The 19,322-nt window shown below is 38.3% G+C and carries 16 protein-coding genes; all 16 read right to left on the bottom strand.

Features of this window, described 5'->3' with window-relative positions:
* Window positions 1-256: 256 nt before the first annotated feature.
* The 16 genes from ABC382_RS18485 to pcrB all read right to left on the bottom strand — a co-directional run bounded on the left by ABC382_RS18485 (window position 257) and on the right by pcrB (window position 19,254).
* Window positions 257-1,615 carry a trypsin-like peptidase domain-containing protein gene (locus ABC382_RS18485; protein WP_312507238.1) on the bottom strand — a complete coding sequence of 453 codons (1,359 nt, stop codon included), beginning with the start codon at window positions 1,613-1,615 and terminating at the stop codon, window positions 257-259.
* Between the two features lie 261 nt (window positions 1,616-1,876).
* Window positions 1,877-2,845 carry a tRNA dihydrouridine synthase gene (locus ABC382_RS18480; protein ID WP_274794574.1) on the bottom strand — a complete coding sequence of 323 codons (969 nt, stop codon included), beginning with the start codon at window positions 2,843-2,845 and terminating at the stop codon, window positions 1,877-1,879.
* A 184-nt stretch (window positions 2,846-3,029) separates the two neighbouring features.
* The gene (gene rlmD / locus ABC382_RS18475) at window positions 3,030-4,394 is read right to left on the bottom strand and encodes a 23S rRNA (uracil(1939)-C(5))-methyltransferase RlmD (protein ID WP_322612021.1); all 1,365 of its coding nucleotides are present in this window, start codon (window positions 4,392-4,394) and stop codon (window positions 3,030-3,032) included.
* Window positions 4,395-4,503: 109 nt separating this feature from the next.
* Window positions 4,504-4,626 (bottom strand): cytochrome bd oxidase small subunit CydS family protein, encoded by a 123-nt coding sequence (cydS, locus tag ABC382_RS18470; protein WP_012292033.1) that lies wholly within the window; start codon window positions 4,624-4,626, stop codon window positions 4,504-4,506.
* 13 nt (window positions 4,627-4,639) lie between these two features.
* Window positions 4,640-5,665 (bottom strand): cytochrome d ubiquinol oxidase subunit II, encoded by a 1,026-nt coding sequence (locus tag ABC382_RS18465; protein ID WP_322606339.1) that lies wholly within the window; start codon window positions 5,663-5,665, stop codon window positions 4,640-4,642.
* A complete protein-coding gene (locus ABC382_RS18460) occupies window positions 5,662-7,008 on the bottom strand; it encodes a cytochrome ubiquinol oxidase subunit I (RefSeq protein ID WP_312507239.1) in 1,347 nt (448 codons plus the stop codon). The genes ABC382_RS18465 and ABC382_RS18460 overlap by 4 nt, the downstream gene beginning before the upstream one ends.
* Before the next feature lie 467 nt (window positions 7,009-7,475).
* Window positions 7,476-7,832, bottom strand: coding sequence for a hypothetical protein (locus tag ABC382_RS18455; RefSeq protein ID WP_322611938.1), 357 nt, complete (start codon window positions 7,830-7,832; stop codon window positions 7,476-7,478).
* A gap of 30 nt (window positions 7,833-7,862) precedes the next feature.
* Window positions 7,863-8,777: a diacylglycerol kinase gene (locus ABC382_RS18450; protein ID WP_274794577.1), complete on the bottom strand. Its 915-nt coding sequence runs from the start codon at window positions 8,775-8,777 to the stop codon at window positions 7,863-7,865.
* 72 nt (window positions 8,778-8,849) lie between these two features.
* Window positions 8,850-9,413, bottom strand: a complete 564-nt coding sequence (locus tag ABC382_RS18445; RefSeq protein WP_274794578.1) for a thioredoxin family protein — start codon at window positions 9,411-9,413, stop codon at window positions 8,850-8,852.
* A 156-nt stretch (window positions 9,414-9,569) separates the two neighbouring features.
* Window positions 9,570-10,997: an Asp-tRNA(Asn)/Glu-tRNA(Gln) amidotransferase subunit GatB gene (gatB, locus tag ABC382_RS18440; RefSeq protein WP_274794579.1), complete on the bottom strand. Its 1,428-nt coding sequence runs from the start codon at window positions 10,995-10,997 to the stop codon at window positions 9,570-9,572.
* Window position 10,998: 1 nt separating this feature from the next.
* The gene (gatA, locus tag ABC382_RS18435) at window positions 10,999-12,462 is read right to left on the bottom strand and encodes an Asp-tRNA(Asn)/Glu-tRNA(Gln) amidotransferase subunit GatA (RefSeq protein WP_274794580.1); all 1,464 of its coding nucleotides are present in this window, start codon (window positions 12,460-12,462) and stop codon (window positions 10,999-11,001) included.
* A gap of 24 nt (window positions 12,463-12,486) precedes the next feature.
* Entirely contained in the window at window positions 12,487-12,774 is a 288-nt protein-coding gene (gatC, locus tag ABC382_RS18430; RefSeq protein ID WP_274794581.1) for an Asp-tRNA(Asn)/Glu-tRNA(Gln) amidotransferase subunit GatC, read from the bottom strand.
* A 232-nt stretch (window positions 12,775-13,006) separates the two neighbouring features.
* On the bottom strand, window positions 13,007-14,146 hold the full coding sequence (locus ABC382_RS18425) for a CamS family sex pheromone protein (RefSeq protein WP_274794582.1): 1,140 nt from the start codon (window positions 14,144-14,146) through the stop codon (window positions 13,007-13,009).
* A 113-nt stretch (window positions 14,147-14,259) separates the two neighbouring features.
* Window positions 14,260-16,263: an NAD-dependent DNA ligase LigA gene (gene ligA / locus ABC382_RS18420; protein ID WP_322606343.1), complete on the bottom strand. Its 2,004-nt coding sequence runs from the start codon at window positions 16,261-16,263 to the stop codon at window positions 14,260-14,262.
* A gap of 13 nt (window positions 16,264-16,276) precedes the next feature.
* A complete protein-coding gene (gene pcrA, locus ABC382_RS18415; protein WP_322606344.1) occupies window positions 16,277-18,532 on the bottom strand; it encodes a DNA helicase PcrA in 2,256 nt (751 codons plus the stop codon).
* Between the two features lie 32 nt (window positions 18,533-18,564).
* Window positions 18,565-19,254: a heptaprenylglyceryl phosphate synthase gene (gene pcrB / locus ABC382_RS18410; protein ID WP_274794585.1), complete on the bottom strand. Its 690-nt coding sequence runs from the start codon at window positions 19,252-19,254 to the stop codon at window positions 18,565-18,567.
* Window positions 19,255-19,322 lie beyond the last annotated feature (68 nt).

Raw genomic sequence — 19,322 nt, 5'->3', positions numbered from 1 at the left:
GCGCGGTTGTAATCATCCGTCCTTTAATTTGGGATTTAATTGGCGCGTAGTTTAATCATGCACATTTATAATCCTAGTTATCTTTTTTGATTACATAAAAAGAATTAGAGTTTCTCATGAATGAGGATTAGAATCCCCTTCATGAGAAATACTCCCTTAAACAACCATACTCTATCATAGTTAAAGGAATTTTAGCCCATAAATTTATACCGTTCTTGGTTCGATGAGTTTACAAATGAAAAAGTAATTGTTGAAATTAACTCGGTAACTCTATAAAGTTTTGAGCAAACTGATAAATTAAATGTGCAGGCACAGCCAAGTTAAGATTCTGGCCATCATCAAAGCCAGCTGTAATCAAACCGACTAACCTCCCATGCATATCCAATAAAGCACCACCAGAACTGCCATTTGAAATTGCAGCTGTAAATTGAATCATAGACATATTTCGTAGATCCCTAAAACCCGAAACAATTCCATCAGAAACTGAATTAAATAATCCTAAAGGACTGCCAATCGCAACAATTTTCTGCCCACGAACTAATTGACCATCTACTTTAACAGGTAAAGGTTTGCTTTTCCTCTCCACCTTTAAAATAGCCAAATCATGCATATCATGATATTTCACAAATTGGTGGGTAATATACTCATTGGTATCATTTTCATATATTACAGAATAATATTTTCCACCACCCACAACATGTAGGTTCGTTAAAATATAACCATCTTGATGGAGAACAACACCAGACCCAAAACATAAAACATTGTCATCCTCCCCGAATGTCTTAATCATCACAACAGATGTCGCAAAAGCAGCCAGCTGCTCATAACTACATTCTTCTGTAATAGCTGTGTAATTAGGGGTTGGGACAAGCATTGGTTGTTGCGGGAGTATGCTTTTCATCGACCGTATCTTAGGGATTATTAATTCTTGTTCATAGCAATCACGACATTTATGTAAAGTGGATGATGCTGCAATAATGGGATGCAAATTGGCAATATCACCTTTCGGATTCATATAACAAATATCACATCCTAATGTGGATAAAAAATATAAGAATAATAATTCGTGCTGAGTAATGTCCCCTATAAAAACAATTTTCTGTGATGTACAGTTATCCTGAGAAAAAATTTGAGGCAAATAAAAATCCATCCAGTATAAAAATTTTACTGCAAAGTTTTTCAGTAACGTATCATTAGCCTGTGGCTGTTGTTCCTTATAAAGATGAATGATTTGTTTAAAGCTCAGCTTTTTTGTCCATTCAAGTTGATCATTCGTTAACGTACCGCATAATGGTGTTTTATAAAGTATGGGAATATTATCAACTGCGGCCTGCAATTTTTCCCAAAGCTCCGTCAATCCATCTATATCTTTTTTATTATTAATAACCTCAAGCCTATGTAGTCGTAAATAAAATACACTTTGATTTGCGAAATATTCATCCATTTTTAAAATATCTTCTTTATAAAGATCAACAGAATCAGGTATGCCGATATAACGTTGAAAAATAACTTCCTTCGTAAAGGCACTACCGTTAGGATTGATCTGCATAAAGTCCTGAAAAGGGTTTGCCGACTTTTTATACTTAATTTTTAACGGTCTAGTTGTTACAATCATCTTCATACAACTCCTATAAGCACGTCATTAACAATACTTATATACAATTCTCTGACATTCTTTTAAATCCTCTAAAAAAATCCAAATCTTTAAAGAATGGACACTTCTAGTAATTTCAATAAAAAACTTATCAGATGTAATTGAACAGCCTTGCATAAAACTACATCTCTTGCAGCGGTAAACCCCTCTTTATGATTACAAAAAAACCGTTGCTAATAATAGCAACGATTTTTCAAACTCCTTAGACTTTACCGTTCATTATTATTCAATATGGTTTGATTCAAAATGATCAAGCAATGCACGTACTTCATCAGTTGATTTCGTGTTCATCAATTGACTTCTTAATTCACTAGCTCCACGGAATCCTTTGACGTAAATTTTGAAGAAGCGATGAAGCCCCGTGATCGAACGTGGTAGTACTTCTGCATAGTGATCTTGAAGATCGAGCTGCAGTCTTAACAGGTCAAGGTATTCTTTACTGCTATGTTCTTTTGGTTTTTTTTCAAAGGCAAACGGATTTTTAAAAATACCTCGTCCAATCATAACACCATCAATACCATATTGTTCAGCAAGCTGAAGCCCAGTTTGACGATCAGGGATATCTCCATTGATGGTTAGTAGCGTATTTGGTGCAATACGGTCACGTAGCTTTTTGATTTCCGGAATGAGCTCCCAATGTGCATCTACTAGGCTCATTTCCTTTCTTGTACGTAAATGAATCGAAAGGTTTGCAATATCTTGTTTTAAAATATGTGTGAGCCACTCCTCCCACTCATTCACATCTTTATAGCCAAGTCGTGTTTTCACACTAACAGGTAGTCCACCTGCCTTTGCTGCCTGAATTAATTCTGCCGCAACGTCTGGACGGAGAATTAGTCCACTACCTTTCCCTCTCGATGCTACATTCGGTACAGGGCAGCCCATATTAATATCGATACCTTTAAAACCTAGCTCAGCCATGCCCATACTCATTTGACGGAAATAGTCGGGATTATCCCCCCAAATATGTGCCACCATAGGCTGTTCATCCTCGGTAAAAAGCAAACGGCCACGCACACTTTTCTGTCCTTCAGGATGACAATAGCTGTCGGAATTTGTAAACTCTGTGAAAAAGACATCTGGTCGACCAGCTTTACTTACTACATGACGAAAAACAACGTCCGTCACATCTTCCATTGGTGCAAGTACAAAAAATGGCCGTGGTAAATCACGCCAAAAATTATCTATCATGTTAATTCCAAATCCTCTCACTATGCTCTAAACTTTTTTATTTTACATGTATACCATGAAACATAAGTACATGTTTATGATAAAAATCAACAATGTTTATTGTAACGAAATTCTGCCCTAAATGGTATTTTAAAAAACAAAAAAGCAGATGATATAGATTTTTTCTATATCCACTGCTTTTCAATTATACTAACTCCAACCACGCCACCGCTTCACAATGCGTCGAATGCGGGAACATATCTACTGGCTGAATTTCTTGTGTTTGATAGCCTCCATCCTCCAAAATCCGAAGGTCGCGTGCCAGTGTGGCTGGGTTACAGGATACGTAGACCACTCGTTTTGGTCGTTGCTCTAGAATAGTAGTTAGAAGTGCTTCATCGCAGCCTTTGCGTGGTGGATCCACAACAAGTACATCCGCTTCTTTACCTTCTTTATACCATCTCGGAATAACTTCCTCTGCAGGGCCAGCCTCAAAATAAGTATTTGTAAAACCATTGAGTACTGCGTTGCGTTTGGCATCTTCAATTGCTTGTGGGACAATTTCAACTCCCATGACTGCTTTTGCTTTTTGTGCAAGGAATAAAGAAATCGTACCAATTCCACAATACGCATCAATGACGCGTTCATCACCCTGCAAGTCAGCATAATCCAATGCTTGTTTGTAGAGGACCTCTGTTTGCTCTGGGTTGACTTGATAGAAGGAGCGAGCTGAAATTTCAAAGCGTACGTCGCCAATTGTATCTATAATGACATCCTTACCCCAAAGGTTGATCGTGTCATCACCAAAAATCACATTGGTTTTCTCACTATTCACATTTTGCATAATTGACGTGATATTCGGAACGAGCTTTTGAATCACTGCAATGGCTGCCTCTTTTTGAGGGAACTTTTTCTTTTTGGTCACGAGGACAACCATGACTTCACCTGTTGCTCGTGCCTTTCGAATGACAACATGACGTAGCATTCCTTCATGTGTATGTTCGTTGTAAGGGCGAATCCCTATCGCGTTTAATTCTTTTTTCAAGCCAGCTAGAATTGCGTCTGCTTCTCCTGTTTGAATTAAGCAACGTTCCATATCAACAATGCTATGTGTTTTTGTTTTATAAAACCCTGCAATCGCTTGACCTGACTCATTTTCAGAGAAAGGAATCTGCGCTTTATTACGATAATGCCAAGGCTCTTTCATTCCTTTTACAGGAAGAACTGGTGCATCAATTTTACCAATGCGCTGCATCACATTACGCACCATATTTTCTTTCCATTTTAGCTGTCCCTCATAGGATAAATGCTGTAATTGACAGCCGCCACATTGTTTGAAATAGGCACAAGGTGCTTCTACTCGGTCTGGTGATGGCTCTATAATTTCTACAACTTTTGCAAAGCCATAATTTTTCAAAGTTTTCATCACATGGATTTCAGCTGTTTCATTTGGTAGTGCGCCTTGTATAAATAATGGATAGCCCTCAACCTTAGCGACACCATTACCATCATGCGTTAAATCTTCTATATAAACAGTAAGTCGTTCATTTTTTTTCACGGGTGCTGACATTCGTACATCCTCCATTTCAATCTCCTTATTGTAGCATGTGTTGGCGAATGAAAAAAGAACAAGACTTGCCGTCATCATTTCTCTTGTAGCTCACTTGAAAAAAGAGCCGCTATTCGCGACTCTTTCCTTGCTCTTTAGTAATATGATAATCCCTTGGTGCCCACCAAAAAGCACACAAGATACCAAGAATGACGACAATAAAAGGCGCATAAAAAATTAAAAAACTTTGCATAATTGATTTCCTCCTATGCGTGATTGTCTTCTTTTCCTGTCACATAGTTTTTATTGAACAAGAATAATTTCATCAATAAATAAAGTGAAGGGAGAAGAAGACACAGCCCTAAAATAAATGCGATGACTAAAGCAATCGCCATTTGTGTGCTTGTGAAGCTATCGTAAATTGTTAAATACGGATACAGTAAATATGGATATTGCGCAATACCATACGCAAAGAAAGCTACTGCAAATTGAGCTATAAGAAGACCAACTGCGAGACCGTATTTTTTACGCATCGCAATGAGTATGACTGTGATGATAAATAAAACAGCTGAAATCGCAAACATCCACCATAAATTAACCATGTGGCTAAAACTTTCTGGATTGATGGATTTCATTTCATACATAATACCAAGTGCACTAATCATTAAAGGAGCTGCCCAAACAAGTGCATATTTTCGCATCAGTTTTGTTGCTTCTTTGTCATTTGCTTTATGGGCATACCAAGTTAAAAATACAGCCGATATATACAATACAGCAGCAATACTTAGTACTACGATGCTCCATGCAAATGGACTTGTATATAAAGTCCAATAGTTTAGCACAGGTTGCCCTTCGACTAGATCAACATAGCCTCCACCCGCAATGGCAAAGACCACAGACAAGGAAGCGGGAATTAATAAACCTGCCACACCATATGTCAGTGTATATCCTATATGTCCTCGTGTTCCATAGGATTCAAAGGCATAGTAGGAGCCTCGAATTGCCAATAGTACAAGTGAAATACTGACTGGTATAAGTAAAATCGTTCCGTAATAAAAAGCAGTTTGCGGGAAAAATCCTACGATTCCTACAAAGAAGAATACTAAAAAGACATTAGTTACTTCCCAGACTGGCGATAAATAACGTTTAATAATATTTGTTAAAATGTGATTTTTACCAATAAGGAGACTATAGGCGTTAAAGAAGCCAGCACCAAAATCAATTGATGCGACAATCACATAGCCAAATAGAAAAATCCATAATACTGAAATACCTAATATCTCTAACGTCATAGAATGTCACCGCCTTTTTCAGAGTGACGATCTTCAATCTCACGTTCGATTGGATTCTTTTTAAACATTCGTACCAATACAACAATACTTCCTACAGCTAATACAGCATAAACACCTGCAAATAATAGCATCATTAAATCCACATGATCACTCGTAGTAGCTCCTTCTGGTGTACGCATCAAACCATAAAGTATCCATGGTTGTCGTCCCACTTCTGCAAGCCACCATCCCGCTTCAATGGCGATGATGGACAGTGGTCCTCCCGCTACAATAATCCATCTATACCATCGTGAATGAATAAACTGCCATCTCCGTGCCTTCCCTACAACATAAAGTAATGAAACTAGCACCATAAACATACCGATGGAAACCATGATATCGAAGAGATAATGAATATAGAGTGGTGGTAGATCCTCTTCCGCAAATTGATCTAAGCCGATTACCTCTGCATTAGGATTAAAATGTGCAAGAATGCTTAAAGCATACGGAATTTTGATTGCATATTTTACTTCTTCTCCATCTAATACACCAAATAGTACAAGAGAAGCTTTACCTTCTGTTTCAAAATGCCATTCTGCTGCGGCAAGTTTTTCCGGTTGATATTCGGCTAAGTATTTTCCTGAAAAATCTCCAATCACCGCTGCTGCTATGGAGAAGATCAAGCCAATTTTCATTAATAAAAGTAAAGATTTCTTATGGTATACATGCTTAGAACCTTTTAGCATTCTAAATCCTGCAATAGCTGCTAGCACAAAGGCCGATGTCATATACGCTGTAACGAGCACATGTGCCACCTTTGTCGGCATGGCTGGATTAAACATTGCAAGAAAAGGTTGTATATTAACAAGTTCACCGTCTACAATATCGAATCCTCTCGGCGCATTCATAAAAGCATTGACGATTGTAATGAATACCGCTGACATTGATGCTCCCACAGCAACAGGGATTAACAATAGCATATGCTTTTTCTGACTATCAAAGCGGTCCCATGTATATAAATATATGCCCAAGAAGATTGCTTCAAAGAAAAATGCAAACGTTTCCATAAATAGTGGTAATGCAATTGTTTGACCAGCTAGCTGCATAAAGTTAGGCCACAATAAAGAAAGTTGTAAGCCAATGGCAGTCCCTGTTACAACACCAACTGCCACAGTAATAACAAAACCACGCGCCCAACGTCTTGCCATTAAGATATAATGCTCATCATTCTTTTTATACCCAGTCCATTGTGCAATCATAATCATTAACGGGACACCCACACCAATCGTTGCATAAATAATATGGAACGATAATGTTAACTCCGTTAAGGCTCGACTCCAAAAGACTGCTGATTCATTAATCATCTCATTGCCCCCCTAACTTCCAAATATTCTTCCAAGAATGGAAAGTAGCATAATAATTGCAACACCAAAGCTTAGCCATATAAGCTTCTTTTCTTGTGACTTATACAAAGGCAACACTTCCTTTCCCTTATCCATACCCCCATTTTCCACTATTACAACGAAAAAAACCTTAATAACGGCCTGAAATTTCAGCCTATTATTAAGGTTTCAAATTTTGTTCAAGTAATATACGCACATTCGCCAAACATTTTTCTAAATTCATTCACAATTCCAGTTCTAAATGATAAAACCGGGATTTCATTGGATTTTATTCTAGTCAGGGAAAATGGATAGAATGGATTTTCAGGAATTTTCTTGCTTCGTAAGTTTCTTTTGATTGTATATTGAAGTTAATTGGGGTGAGCTTTCTTTTGAGCTGGTCTACCTCTTCTATGAGCGCTTTTGGTTTCCTTTTGATCGGCTTCTCTTCACTTTGGAGCACTTTCGACTCCCTTATGAGCGGGTGCCACACCTTTTTGAGCGCTTCCGGCTTTCTTTCGAGCGGGTGCCACACCTTTTTGAGCGCTTTTGCCTTCCTTTCGAGCGGGTCTCACACCTTTTTGAGCGCTTCCGGCTTCCTTTTGAGCGGGTGCCACACTTTTATGAGCGCTTCCGCCTTCCTTTCGAGCGGGTGCCACACTTTTATGAGCGCTTCTGGCTTCCGTTCGAGCGGGTGCCACACCTTTTTGAGCGCTTCCGGCTTCCGTTCGAGCGGGTGCCACACTTTTATGAGCGCTTCCGGCTTCCTTTTGAGCGGGTGGCCACACATTATGAAAAAAGCTCATCCACACTATACTGGATGAGCTTTATAATATTTAAATTCGGTCTTCTTCTCGAATATCAGCAAGAGGAACAAAGATTTCAATATGACGCTTCAGGTTTTCAAATGTAGCAGGTGCGTCACCGCCATATTCGCCATCTAGGTTGAGATGTACCTCATTTTCAGTTGTCACTTTGACGACACTAGCTTTTTTGTAAATGACGCGATCATCATTCAGGTGCTCGCCTCTTAAGGCCATCGCAGCTAGTTGAATAAACTCTGGGAGGCTTACTTTTTTTAGTACTAGCAATGTAAAGTATCCATCATTAATGCTTGCATCAGGTGCTAGTTTTTCAAAGCCTCCAACTGAATTCGTTAATCCACATAGGAACATCATGGCATCACCGTCAAACACTTCGCCATCATATTCGATGCGCATGTGCGAGGCCTTAATTGAAGGGATCATTTCTACTGCCTTTAAATAATAAGCTAACTGACCAAGCATCGTTTTCATTTTACTTGGTACTTCATATGTTAGCTCCGTAATGCGTCCTCCAGCAGCAATATTGATAAAATAGCGTTCACCATTTAATAGACCCACATCAACAGGTAATGTGTCGCCTTGAATAATAATGTCTACTGCCTCATCAATATTTCGAGGAATATGCACGGCACGGGCAAAATCATTTGTAGTGCCCATCGGAATTAGACCAACTTTCGGACGGTTTTCAAATGGACTTACACCTGAAACAACTTCATTTAATGTGCCATCTCCACCAACTGCGATGATGATATCAAAACCGCGTTCTACCGCATTTTTTGCTGCAAGCGTTGCATCACCCTCACATGTTGTTGCGTGACAGGATGTTTCATAGCCTGCTACCTCTAGTTTTTCCAACACCTCTGGTAGATGTTTCTTAAACACTTCGCGTCCAGATGTAGGATTATAAATGATTCTTGCTCGTTTCATAACATACCTTCCTGCTTCATAAGATTCTATTTCATTCAACGAATTATACATCGAAATGTTGCCATGCTTTTGTTATTTTTGTAAAGCGTTTGTTACCTGCTTTTTAAAATCCTCATAGACATACGTCCAGTATGTTTGATTCGAAATGTTTTCCTCTCGAATTTCTGCATATAAGGCTTTTTGAGCTTCTTCAAATGCTGGATCTTCCTTATCAGGTAAGCTCGCACGTTTTGTTACTACTAGTTCTTGTAATTCAGGTGCACGTGGTCCCCATTTGCCAATAACCTCACCTGCATCATCTAATAGCAAGTAAATTGGGATCGCACGACCACCATTTGTTAGATAACGGTCAATAAGTTCTGTATCTGCATCACGGAAAACAGTACGCATCTCTAATCCTGCTGCTTCAGCAACACGACGAATAATTGGATTGTTTAACATTGCATCTCCGCACCAGTCTTCTGTGATTGTTAAAATTTTTGGTTGTTTGTTCTTTAACAATTCGATAAAACCATCATTTGTTGGCACTTCAAAGCCATCATAAATACGAAAGCTCTCTTCCTTCAGTGTAGACATATTGTCCATATATTGTTGTATTGAAATAGCTTCATTGAAATATTGTTGTTCTGTTTTCATTGGCTCGTCCCCCTTATTATTATCTATTCTATATTTTGCTATGAATACTCTTTTTAAACAACTATTAAGTATCGTGAATTTCAAATTTGTTACATTTATTAAAATTAATAGCCGAGGGAGCAAGAAGCTCTCTCGGCTATTATGTTACAACGAGTATTATCGTTTGGCAATTTCTTGTTGTAATAATTTATTAACCATTGGTGGATTGGCTTGGCCTTTTGTTGCTTTCATAATTTGACCAACTAAGAAGCCAATAGCACGATCCTTACCATTTTTGAAGTCTTCGATAGATTGAGCATTGTTATCTAAAACCTCTGTTACGATAGCTAGTAATGCACCCTCATCGGAAATTTGAACTAACCCTTTAGCTTTTACAATTTCCTGTGCAGAACCACCTTTTTCAACTAATTCAGCAAATACCTTTTTACCGATCTTAGAAGAAATTGTACCATCAGAAATTAATTTCACCATCTCAGCAAGGTTTTCTGGTGTTAATGCAGTATCTTTTAAGTCTTTTAATTCTGCATTTAAGTAAGCAGAAACATCACCCATTAGCCAGTTGGCAGATAGTTTTGCATCTGCACCATTTGCTACCATTGCCTCGAAGAAGTCTGAGATTTCTTTAGAAATAACAAGCACACCTGCATCATATGGTGTTAAGCCTAATTCTTCAACGTAACGTTTTTTACGTGCATCTGGAAGCTCAGGAATTTCAGATTTTACACGCTCTAACCATTCGTCATCAATAGAAAGACGAACTAAGTCTGGCTCTGGGAAGTAGCGGTAATCATCTGTTCCCTCTTTAACACGCATTAAAATTGTTTTACCTGTTTTTTCATCAAAACGACGTGTTTCTTGCTCAATCACGCCACCTGATAATAATACATCTGCTTGGCGTAATTCTTCATGCTCTAAACCACGACGAACATAGTTGAAGGAGTTGAGGTTTTTAAGCTCTGTTTTTGTTCCAAACTCTTCTTGACCATAAGGACGAATAGAAATGTTGGCATCACAACGAAGTGATCCTTCTTCCATCTTACAGTCAGATACTTCTGTATATTGGATAATTGATTTTAATTTTTCAAGGTAAGCATACGCTTCGTTTGGTGTACGAATGTCTGGCTCTGAAACGATTTCTACTAGTGGTGTTCCTTGACGGTTAAAGTCAACTAATGAATGATCACCAGCATGTGAAAGTTTACCAGCATCTTCTTCCATATGAAGACGTGTAATACCAATACGTTTTGTATAGCCGTCTACTTCAATATCAATCCAGCCATTTTTACCGATTGGTTTATCAAATTGTGAGATTTGATAAGCTTTCGGATTATCTGGATAGAAGTAGTTTTTACGGTCAAACTTTGTTTCTTGCTCGATTTCCATGTTAAGTGCAAGAGCGGCACGCATTGCGAAATCTACCACATTTTTATTAAGTACTGGTAGGACACCAGGATAGCCTAAGTCGATTACTGTTGTATTTGTATTTGGTTCAGCACCGAAGTGAGCAGGTGCTGGTGAGAAGATTTTTGAGTTAGTTTTCAACTCAACGTGTACTTCTAAACCAATGACTGTTTCAAAGTTCATGTTATTTTCCCTCCCACATTTGAGGAACTTCTTTATGGAACTCCGTTGCTTGTTCAAAAGCATGAGCTACACGGTAAATAGTTGCTTCATCGAAGTATTTACCGATAATTTGTAAACCTAGTGGTAAGCCATTTTCAAAGCCACATGGAATAGAAATGGCTGGTACGCCTGCTAAGTTCATCGGGATTGTTAAAATATCGTTGGCATACATTGTCATAGGATCATCAACGTTTTCACCAATTTTGAAAGCTGGTGTTGGAGATGTTGGTCCAATGATTACGTCAAAGTCTTCAAATACTTTGTCGTAGTCTGCTTTGATCAGTGTACGTGCTTGTTGTGCTTTTTTATAATAGGCGTCATACGTACCAGCACTTAATGAGTAAGTTCCTAGCATAATACGACGTTTTACTTCATCACCAAATCCTTGTGCACGTGTTTCTTTATAAAGATCCATTAAATTAGTAACGTTTTCTGCACGGAAACCATAACGGATACCATCGAAACGGGATAAGTTAGAAGACGCTTCAGATGAAGAAAGGATATAGTACGCTGCAAGTGCATATTTCGAATGAGGAAGAGATACTTCTTCTACTGTAGCACCTAAGCCTTTTAATACTTCTAATGCAGCAAGCACTGATTGACGTGCTGCTTCGCCAACACCCTCACCAAGGAATTCTTTTGGTACAGCGATACGTAAACCTTTTACATCACCAGTAAGAGCTGCTGCATAATTTGGCACCTCTACGTTTGCAGAAGTAGAATCATTTGGATCTAAACCTGCAATCGCTTCAAGTAATAGCGCATTATCTTCAACATTGCGTGTAATTGGTCCAATTTGATCTAGAGATGATGCAAATGCTACTAGACCAAAACGAGATACACGACCATATGTAGGTTTCATTCCTACAACACCACAGTAAGCTGCAGGTTGACGGATTGAACCACCTGTATCAGAACCAAGAGAGAATGGAACTTCCCCTGCTGCTACTGCTGCTGCAGATGCACCTGAAGATCCCCCTGGTACGTGGTTTAAGTTCCATGGATTTTTTGTTGTTTTATAGTATGAGTTTTCGTTAGAAGAACCCATAGCAAACTCGTCCATGTTTAATTTACCGATTGTAATCATTCCAGCTTCGCGTAGCTTATTTACAACAGTTGCATCGTAAATTGGCATAAAGCCTTCTAGAATTTTAGAGGCACAAGTTGTTTCTAATCCTTCTGTTACAATGTTGTCTTTCACACCGATTGGAAGACCAAATAAAGGTCCACGCTTTTCAAATGGTACTTTATCCATTTCAGCAGCTTGTGCAGTTGCTTTTTCTTCGTTTGAAGCAAGGAATGCTTGTACATCGCCATCAAGCTTTGCAATACGTTCGTATGCTTCTTTCGTTAAGTCAGCGATTGATAAGTTACCTGCTTTTATTTCAGCTTGTAACTCCTTTGCTGAACGTTCAAATAACGTCATGAGGAATCCTCCTATGTTTTAGTATTACATGATAGCTGGTACTTTTACTTGACCATCTTCTTGTTCTTTTACGTTTAACATCATTACTTCGCGGTCTAAACCTTTTACTGCTACATCTTCACGCATTACATTCACTAGTGGTAAAACGTGAGTAGTTGGTTCAACATTTGTTGTATCTAGCTCATTTAACTGCTCCGCAAATTCAGTAATTTTTCCAAGTTGCTCAGCAAATTTCTCTGCTTCTTCTTCTGTTATTGCAAGACGTGCTAAATTTGCCACGTGCTTTACTTCTTCTTTTGTTAATTTAGCCATATTTCACACCTCCGAATACTTGTTCAATTCATTGTTTTTATTGATAACAATAGGGTTGAATAAAGTTAACCATGCCAATAATCATAACATTTTTCATATTAAAAATCACAACTTTCACCAAAAATATAGAAACTTTCACTACTATAGCAAAGTGTTGTCACGATATACCAGTTCCCTCTCCTGCATTTTATCCGTCTACATAAAAATATAGCCAGCACAGAGGCTGACTATTTTAATCATAAACATGAACGAAAGGATCCTTGTCATTGGCTTTTTTTATGATCAATGCCTCTGGACCATTTACTGAAGTAACGCTCACTTCAACATGAATATTATCAAATTGATTGATTAAAATACCTGTCAAATATTGCGTAAAGCCTATTATTTCAGCTTTGCCGAAAAATTGGATTGGAATTTCAATCGAAAGATTTTGTATTTGCTTATTACGATAGAAGCCAGTCCCGATCACACTTGTATAGTTAGAGAAATATTTATCAACATCTTGTTTAAAATTCTTGAAATTATTGTTGATATCACGGTATACATCCTGTGAATCATCTGTTGGGAACAGGACGTAATTTTCATCTATTCCTTCCCAATCAGCAATGTTATTCTGTCCAGCTTTTGCTACACCATAGCTAAAATAGGTTCCTGGAATAATCTGATTGCGAGCTTGCTGTTTAAACAAGCCAACAACAATCGGAATATCCTTTAACTCATCACGTGTTCGCAAACGCGAAACAATTTCCGCGGCCATTTTTTTGCCTTGCTCAACAAGAGTAGACTCAGAAATTGGTTTCTCGTAGTATTCACCATATTGTTCCTTTTGATAATAATAAATAGAATTTAACGCAAGACCGATTGATATTCCACCTAATTTAACTTTATTATCCTTTGTCTTCGTTAAGTAATTTTGCTCGACAATATGGGATAAATAAACAGGAGCCTTTAGTGCTCGCTCTTCAGGTGTCATTGTGTCTGTTGTCGGTGGATTTAATCCATCTTCTGTTTGCGAACTTCGAGCAAGCCAAGAGCTCACTGTACTTTCAGCTAAATATTGACCTTCTTGGAAGTAATAGTTTTCAGTGTCAAACTCATTTTGAGATAGACGCATTAAACCTGTTTCAACTTCCTTCATATCATATTTCGTATAAATATTAGATACAACTAGACCTCTACTTGCACTCTCTTTATAAGGAATAAGTGTCTTATAATAGGATTCATCAATTTGTATGCTTGGGATAATTGTTGTTTCAGCTTTTTCTTTCTGTTGCGTTTCCTGTGTAAGCTCTGTCTCCTCCTTGTTAGAAGGCACACAGCCGACTAGCATTGCAGCAGCTACGATTGCTGGAATGAGTCGAAAAGACTTCATTATTTAGTGCTCCTTTACTAATAATCAATTTTGTCCGACGAAATCACTGGACGCCATGATGTAATCTAGCATTCCACATGCCTTTCATGAGGATATGTCGTCAGTGTTTTTTATTAGATGAGGTCAAGTTGTTCAATTAAGTTTTCTTCATTCCAAACTTCAATACCTAATTGCTCAGCCTTTGCCAGCTTAGAGCCTGCGTCCGCACCCGCGATAACAAGGTCTGTTTTTTTGCTGACACTGCCTGTGACAGTACCACCTAACTCTTCTATTTTCGCCTTTGCTTCGTTACGTGTCAATTGCTCAAGTTTACCAGTTAAAACAATTGTTTTCCCTGCAAAAGGACTTTCCCCAATAGCCACTTCTACTTTTTTACCTTTATAGGTCATATTTACGCCTGCCTCTGCAAGACGTCCAATAACCGCGCGTGCGTCTTCATTTGAGAAATATTCCACTAACGAAGACGCCATTTTATCACCAATCTCATAAATTGCCACTAGCTGATCCTCTGTTGCTGCCATTACCGCTTCCATTGAACCAAATTCCTCTGATACAATTTTTGCTGCTTTTTCACCAACATGTCGAATTCCAAGACCGATTAATAAACGCTCCATAGAATTCTCCTTCGAAGCTTGGATGGCATTCACTAAATTAGTTGCCGATTTTTCACCCATGCGTTCTAATTCAACAAGTTGCTCAACTGTTAGATGATATAAATCAGAAACATCATGGATTAAATCTGCACGTAATAATTGCTCAACTACTTTATCTCCAAGGCCATCAATGTTCATGGCATTTCGAGAAACAAAATATTTTATGCTTTCCGCAATTTGAGCAAAGCAAGCAGGATTTACACAGCGTAATGCTACTTCACCTTCAATACGAATCAATTCACTATCACAAACAGGGCAATTTTTTGGCATCATAAATGGAACGGAGTCCTCTGGTCGTTGTTCGATTAGCACCCCTACCACCTGTGGGATAATATCACCTGCTTTTCGAATGATGACTGTATCCCCTAAACGAATATCTTTATCTCTAATTAAATCTTCATTGTGTAGGGAAGCACGTTGCACCGTTGTCCCTGCTACTTGTACTGGTGTTAAAATAGCCGTTGGCGTAACTACACCTGTACGTCCCACTGTTAAGTCAATATCAAGCAATGTTGTAACAACTTCTTCTGCGGGAAATTTGTATGCAATCGCCCAACGTGGACTCTTTGCTGTATAACCTAGCTCATCTTGCTGAGCATAACGGTCCACTTTAATAACAATGCCGTCAATCTCGTAAGCTAATTTTGGACGGTTTTCTGTCCAATGTTCTATAAAGGACATTACTTCTTCAATAGAAGAGCATCGTTGGCGCTCTTTATTTGAAGGGAAGCCTAGGCCTTCCAAATAATCAAGCATCTCCGCATGACCATCGATACCATATACTTCTCCGTCTCCGCCAATGGCATAGATAAAAGTTGATAGTTGGCGACTTGCCGCAATTTTAGGGTCTAACTGGCGTAATGAGCCAGCTGCAGCATTACGAGGATTGGCAAACAATTCCTCACCATTGTCTGCACGTTGGGCATTTAATTTTTCAAAAGACTTTTTAGGCATATATGCCTCACCACGAACTTCAATCGTAACTGGTTCCTTTAAACGAAGGGGAATCGCACGGATTGTCTTTAAATTGGCTGTAATATCTTCCCCAACTACACCATCTCCTCGTGTAGCACCTTGTATAAACACACCATTTTCGTACTTAAGGGAAATAGCTAGACCATCTATTTTCAACTCACATACATAAGAAAAATGGTCCCCAATCGCCTGACGAACTTTACGATCGAATTCTCGTAAATCTGCTTCGTTAAAAGCATTGGAAAGACTAAGCATTGGATAATCATGTGTTACTTTTTTAAAGCCCTCTACCACCGCTCCACCAACACGCTGCGTAGGAGAATCTGGGTAAATAAGTGACGGATTTGCTTCTTCTAATGCAATCAGCTCATGTAATAATTGATCGTAGACACTATCAGCTACGACAGGTTTATCTAACACATAATAGGCATGACCATATTCGTGCAATAATTTATTTAACTCTGCAATTCGCTGTTCGATTTCGTTCATTTACGTTCCTCCGCTATGCTTTTTCAATTGGGGCAAATTGCGCCAGTAATCGCTTAATACCAATTGGTTGTGGAAAAGCGATATCAAGTTCTGTACTATCACCTTCACCTTTTACACTAACAACCATACCCGTTCCCCATTTTTTATGAATAGCCTTATCTCCAGCCTTCCAGCCAAATTGATCTCCGCCAGTTGCTTGTAAACGTGCGGTAGCAGGCTGCGTTTGCTGAATTGCTCCTAGTGTACGTTTTTGATGATAGCCACCTGTTGTACGATTGCCAGTAGCAAACGGCATAGTTGATTTAGTACCTGCCTTCGAAATAGATTCAGTAATGTCTTCTGAAATTTCACCTAAAAATCTTGAAGCATTATTAAAGCTTGAACGGCCAAAAATTGTTCGGCTCTGAGCACATGTTAAATAAAGGCGCTCCTCTGCACGTGTCACCCCAACATACATAAGTCGACGCTCTTCCTCCATTTCATCCTGATCATCTAGAGAGCGGGAATGTGGGAAGATGTTTTCCTCCATGCCAATGATAAAGACAATCGGGAACTCTAAACCTTTAGCAGCGTGCATAGTCATTAAAATAATATTGCCCTTAGAGGCATCCTCTTTATCGAGCGCATCAATATCAGCAATTAGGGCTAAGTCCGTTAAAAATGCTACTAAGCTTTTATCATCACTACGCTCTTCAAAAGCCTTCGTAACAGATAAGAACTCTTCAATATTTTCTAAACGGCTTTCTGCTTCAATCGTTTTTTCATTTTGTAGCATTGCACGATAGCCAGATTTATCAATGACTTGCTCTACAATTTCCGTGACAGACAAATATTCCTGCATGTCTGTAAAGCCTTTAATCATTGCATAAAATTGCTCTGCTGAGTTTGCTGCCTTCCCTGATAGACCCATAAATACAAGATCATTCATTGCATCAAAAATCGAACGATCCTGGTCAATCGCATAGCGTGCCATCTTCTCAAATGATGTAGCGCCAATACTACGCTTTGGTTCATTAATAATACGAGCTAATGATAAATCATCGTCATTATTGGCAATAAGACGCAAATAAGCTAGTAAATCTTTAATCTCTTTTCGATCATAGAACTTTGTCCCGCCAACAATTTGATAGGCCATATTAGACTTAACAAGTACTTCCTCCATTACACGGGATTGAGCATTTGTACGATAAAGAATAGCAAAATCATCAAATGAACGATTTTCTTTTTCAATTAACTGTTGAATGGTTTGTACAACAAATTGCGCTTCTTCCTGCTCGTTATAAGCTTTATATAAGGCAATTTTTTCACCTTCTGCGTTTTCAGTGCGCAGTTCTTTTGGGTAACGTGTTGTATTATTTTGAATGACGTCATTCGCTGCCTGTAGGATGCGTTTAGTTGAACGATAATTTTGCTCAAGCATAATCACTTTGGCATCAGGATAATCCTTTTCAAAAGAAAGAATATTGCCAATATCTGCACCACGCCAACGATAAATAGACTGATCAGAATCCCCTACAACACAAATATTTTTAAACTTTTTAGCAAGTAATTGAACAAGTAAATATTGTGATTTATTCGTATCTTGATATTCATCAACATGAATGTATTGGAATTTATTTTGATAGTATTCAAGTACTTCAGGTACACGATTAAACAACGTAATTGTCGTCATAATTAAATCATCAAAATCAAGAGATTGATTGCGTCGTAATCTTTTTTCATAGCCTTTATAAACACGTGTAACAGTTTGTTCATATGGATTTTTTTCGTTCATTTGACCAGCATAATCCTCTGCTGTTATACACTCGTTCTTCGCTGCACTAATGGCATTTAAAATGGCACGTGGCTCATAGCGCTTAGGATCAATATTCTCATCCTTCATCACATTTTTAATCACTGATAATTGATCGGTAGAATCTAAAATGGAGAAATTACGAGATATACCTAGCTGATCGATATTACGACGTAAAATTCTTACACACATTGAGTGGAACGTAGAGACCCACATACTATCGCCTGTGCCATTACCAAGAATGTTATCTATACGCTCGCGCATTTCACGTGCCGCTTTATTCGTAAACGTAATGGCTAATATTTTTGAAGGATATACTTCCTTTTCGATGACTAAGTAAGCAATACGATGTGTTAAAACTCGTGTTTTTCCTGACCCAGCACCCGCCATAATCAACAATGGTCCCTCAGTTGTTTTGACCGCTCTTTCCTGTTCAGGATTCATGCCTGCTAGTAAATTTTTTGTTAACTGTTCCATTTCGCACCGCCTTACAAACATTTGTTCTAAAATTATAACGTATTTTTCACAGCCTTAACAGTCGAAAGTGCAGCTTTTATATCTTCATAAATAATATTTCCAACTACTACTGTATCTGCAAACTGTGCCATTTCCTCTGCCTGCTTTGCAGATGTAATTCCTCCACCATAAAAGAGCTTCGTATGCTTTAGCTCATTTTTTACTGTGCTAACTACTTCTAGATTCCCATAAACTCCACTGTATTCTAAATAAAACACTGGAAGCTTAAAGAAATTTTCTGCCATCCGTGCATAAGCTACGACATCATCAATTGTTAAATCAGTTTTTGCGCCTGTTACTTCTGCTACTTTACAATCTGGATTTAAAATGCAATATCCCTCGGCAACTAATTCATCCCACACCATAATATCTCCGTATTCTCTAATGGCTTCATGATGTAAATTTTTAATCCATTTTGGGTCATCACTATTTAATACAGTTGGGATAAAATAATAGTCATAGCCTGGTGTAACGGCATCAATGGTAGAAATCTCAAGTGCTATAGGGACTTCAAAGCGACGCACACGGACAAGTAAATCTAATACCCCATCTAATGTCACGTTGTCTGTTCCGCCAACCAAAATAACGTCTGTCCCAGATTCACAAATTTTTTCTAAGTCTTCATCTGAAATGTCCTTTGCTGGATCAAGCTTGAACACATGTCTCCATTCTAAATAATCCATTTATTTTACCACCTATCATTTTCTATCTATTCGTTTACAAGTATAGCTTATGATGAACGACAAAAAAA

It is taken from the genome of Lysinibacillus phoenicis, assembly GCF_047238325.1.
GTDB classification, from domain to species: Bacteria; Bacillota; Bacilli; order Bacillales_A; family Planococcaceae; genus Lysinibacillus; species Lysinibacillus irui.
This window is presented reverse-complemented; position numbering and strand designations above follow the sequence as displayed.

What these genes read in the sequence shown, in the direction of transcription:
- ABC382_RS18425 (WP_274794582.1), bottom strand. Translation starts at nt 14,146, where the DNA reads ATGAAGTCTTTTCGACTCATTCCAGCAATCGTAGCTGCTGCAATGCTA.
- ABC382_RS18485 (WP_312507238.1), bottom strand. Translation starts at nt 1,615, where the DNA reads ATGATTGTAACAACTAGACCGTTAAAAATTAAGTATAAAAAGTCGGCA.
- pcrB (WP_274794585.1), bottom strand. Translation starts at nt 19,254, where the DNA reads ATGGATTATTTAGAATGGAGACATGTGTTCAAGCTTGATCCAGCAAAG.
- rlmD (WP_322612021.1), bottom strand. Translation starts at nt 4,394, where the DNA reads ATGTCAGCACCCGTGAAAAAAAATGAACGACTTACTGTTTATATAGAA.
- ABC382_RS18465 (WP_322606339.1), bottom strand. Translation starts at nt 5,665, where the DNA reads ATGACGTTAGAGATATTAGGTATTTCAGTATTATGGATTTTTCTATTT.
- ABC382_RS18450 (WP_274794577.1), bottom strand. Translation starts at nt 8,777, where the DNA reads ATGAAACGAGCAAGAATCATTTATAATCCTACATCTGGACGCGAAGTG.
- cydS (WP_012292033.1), bottom strand. Translation starts at nt 4,626, where the DNA reads ATGCAAAGTTTTTTAATTTTTTATGCGCCTTTTATTGTCGTCATTCTT.
- ABC382_RS18480 (WP_274794574.1), bottom strand. Translation starts at nt 2,845, where the DNA reads ATGATAGATAATTTTTGGCGTGATTTACCACGGCCATTTTTTGTACTT.
- gatA (WP_274794580.1), bottom strand. Translation starts at nt 12,462, where the DNA reads ATGACGTTATTTGAACGTTCAGCAAAGGAGTTACAAGCTGAAATAAAA.
- ligA (WP_322606343.1), bottom strand. Translation starts at nt 16,263, where the DNA reads ATGAACGAAATCGAACAGCGAATTGCAGAGTTAAATAAATTATTGCAC.
- ABC382_RS18460 (WP_312507239.1), bottom strand. Translation starts at nt 7,008, where the DNA reads ATGATTAATGAATCAGCAGTCTTTTGGAGTCGAGCCTTAACGGAGTTA.
- gatC (WP_274794581.1), bottom strand. Translation starts at nt 12,774, where the DNA reads ATGGCTAAATTAACAAAAGAAGAAGTAAAGCACGTGGCAAATTTAGCA.
- ABC382_RS18445 (WP_274794578.1), bottom strand. Translation starts at nt 9,413, where the DNA reads ATGAAAACAGAACAACAATATTTCAATGAAGCTATTTCAATACAACAA.
- pcrA (WP_322606344.1), bottom strand. Translation starts at nt 18,532, where the DNA reads ATGGAACAGTTAACAAAAAATTTACTAGCAGGCATGAATCCTGAACAG.
- gatB (WP_274794579.1), bottom strand. Translation starts at nt 10,997, where the DNA reads ATGAACTTTGAAACAGTCATTGGTTTAGAAGTACACGTTGAGTTGAAA.
- ABC382_RS18455 (WP_322611938.1), bottom strand. Translation starts at nt 7,832, where the DNA reads ATGAGCTTTTTTCATAATGTGTGGCCACCCGCTCAAAAGGAAGCCGGA.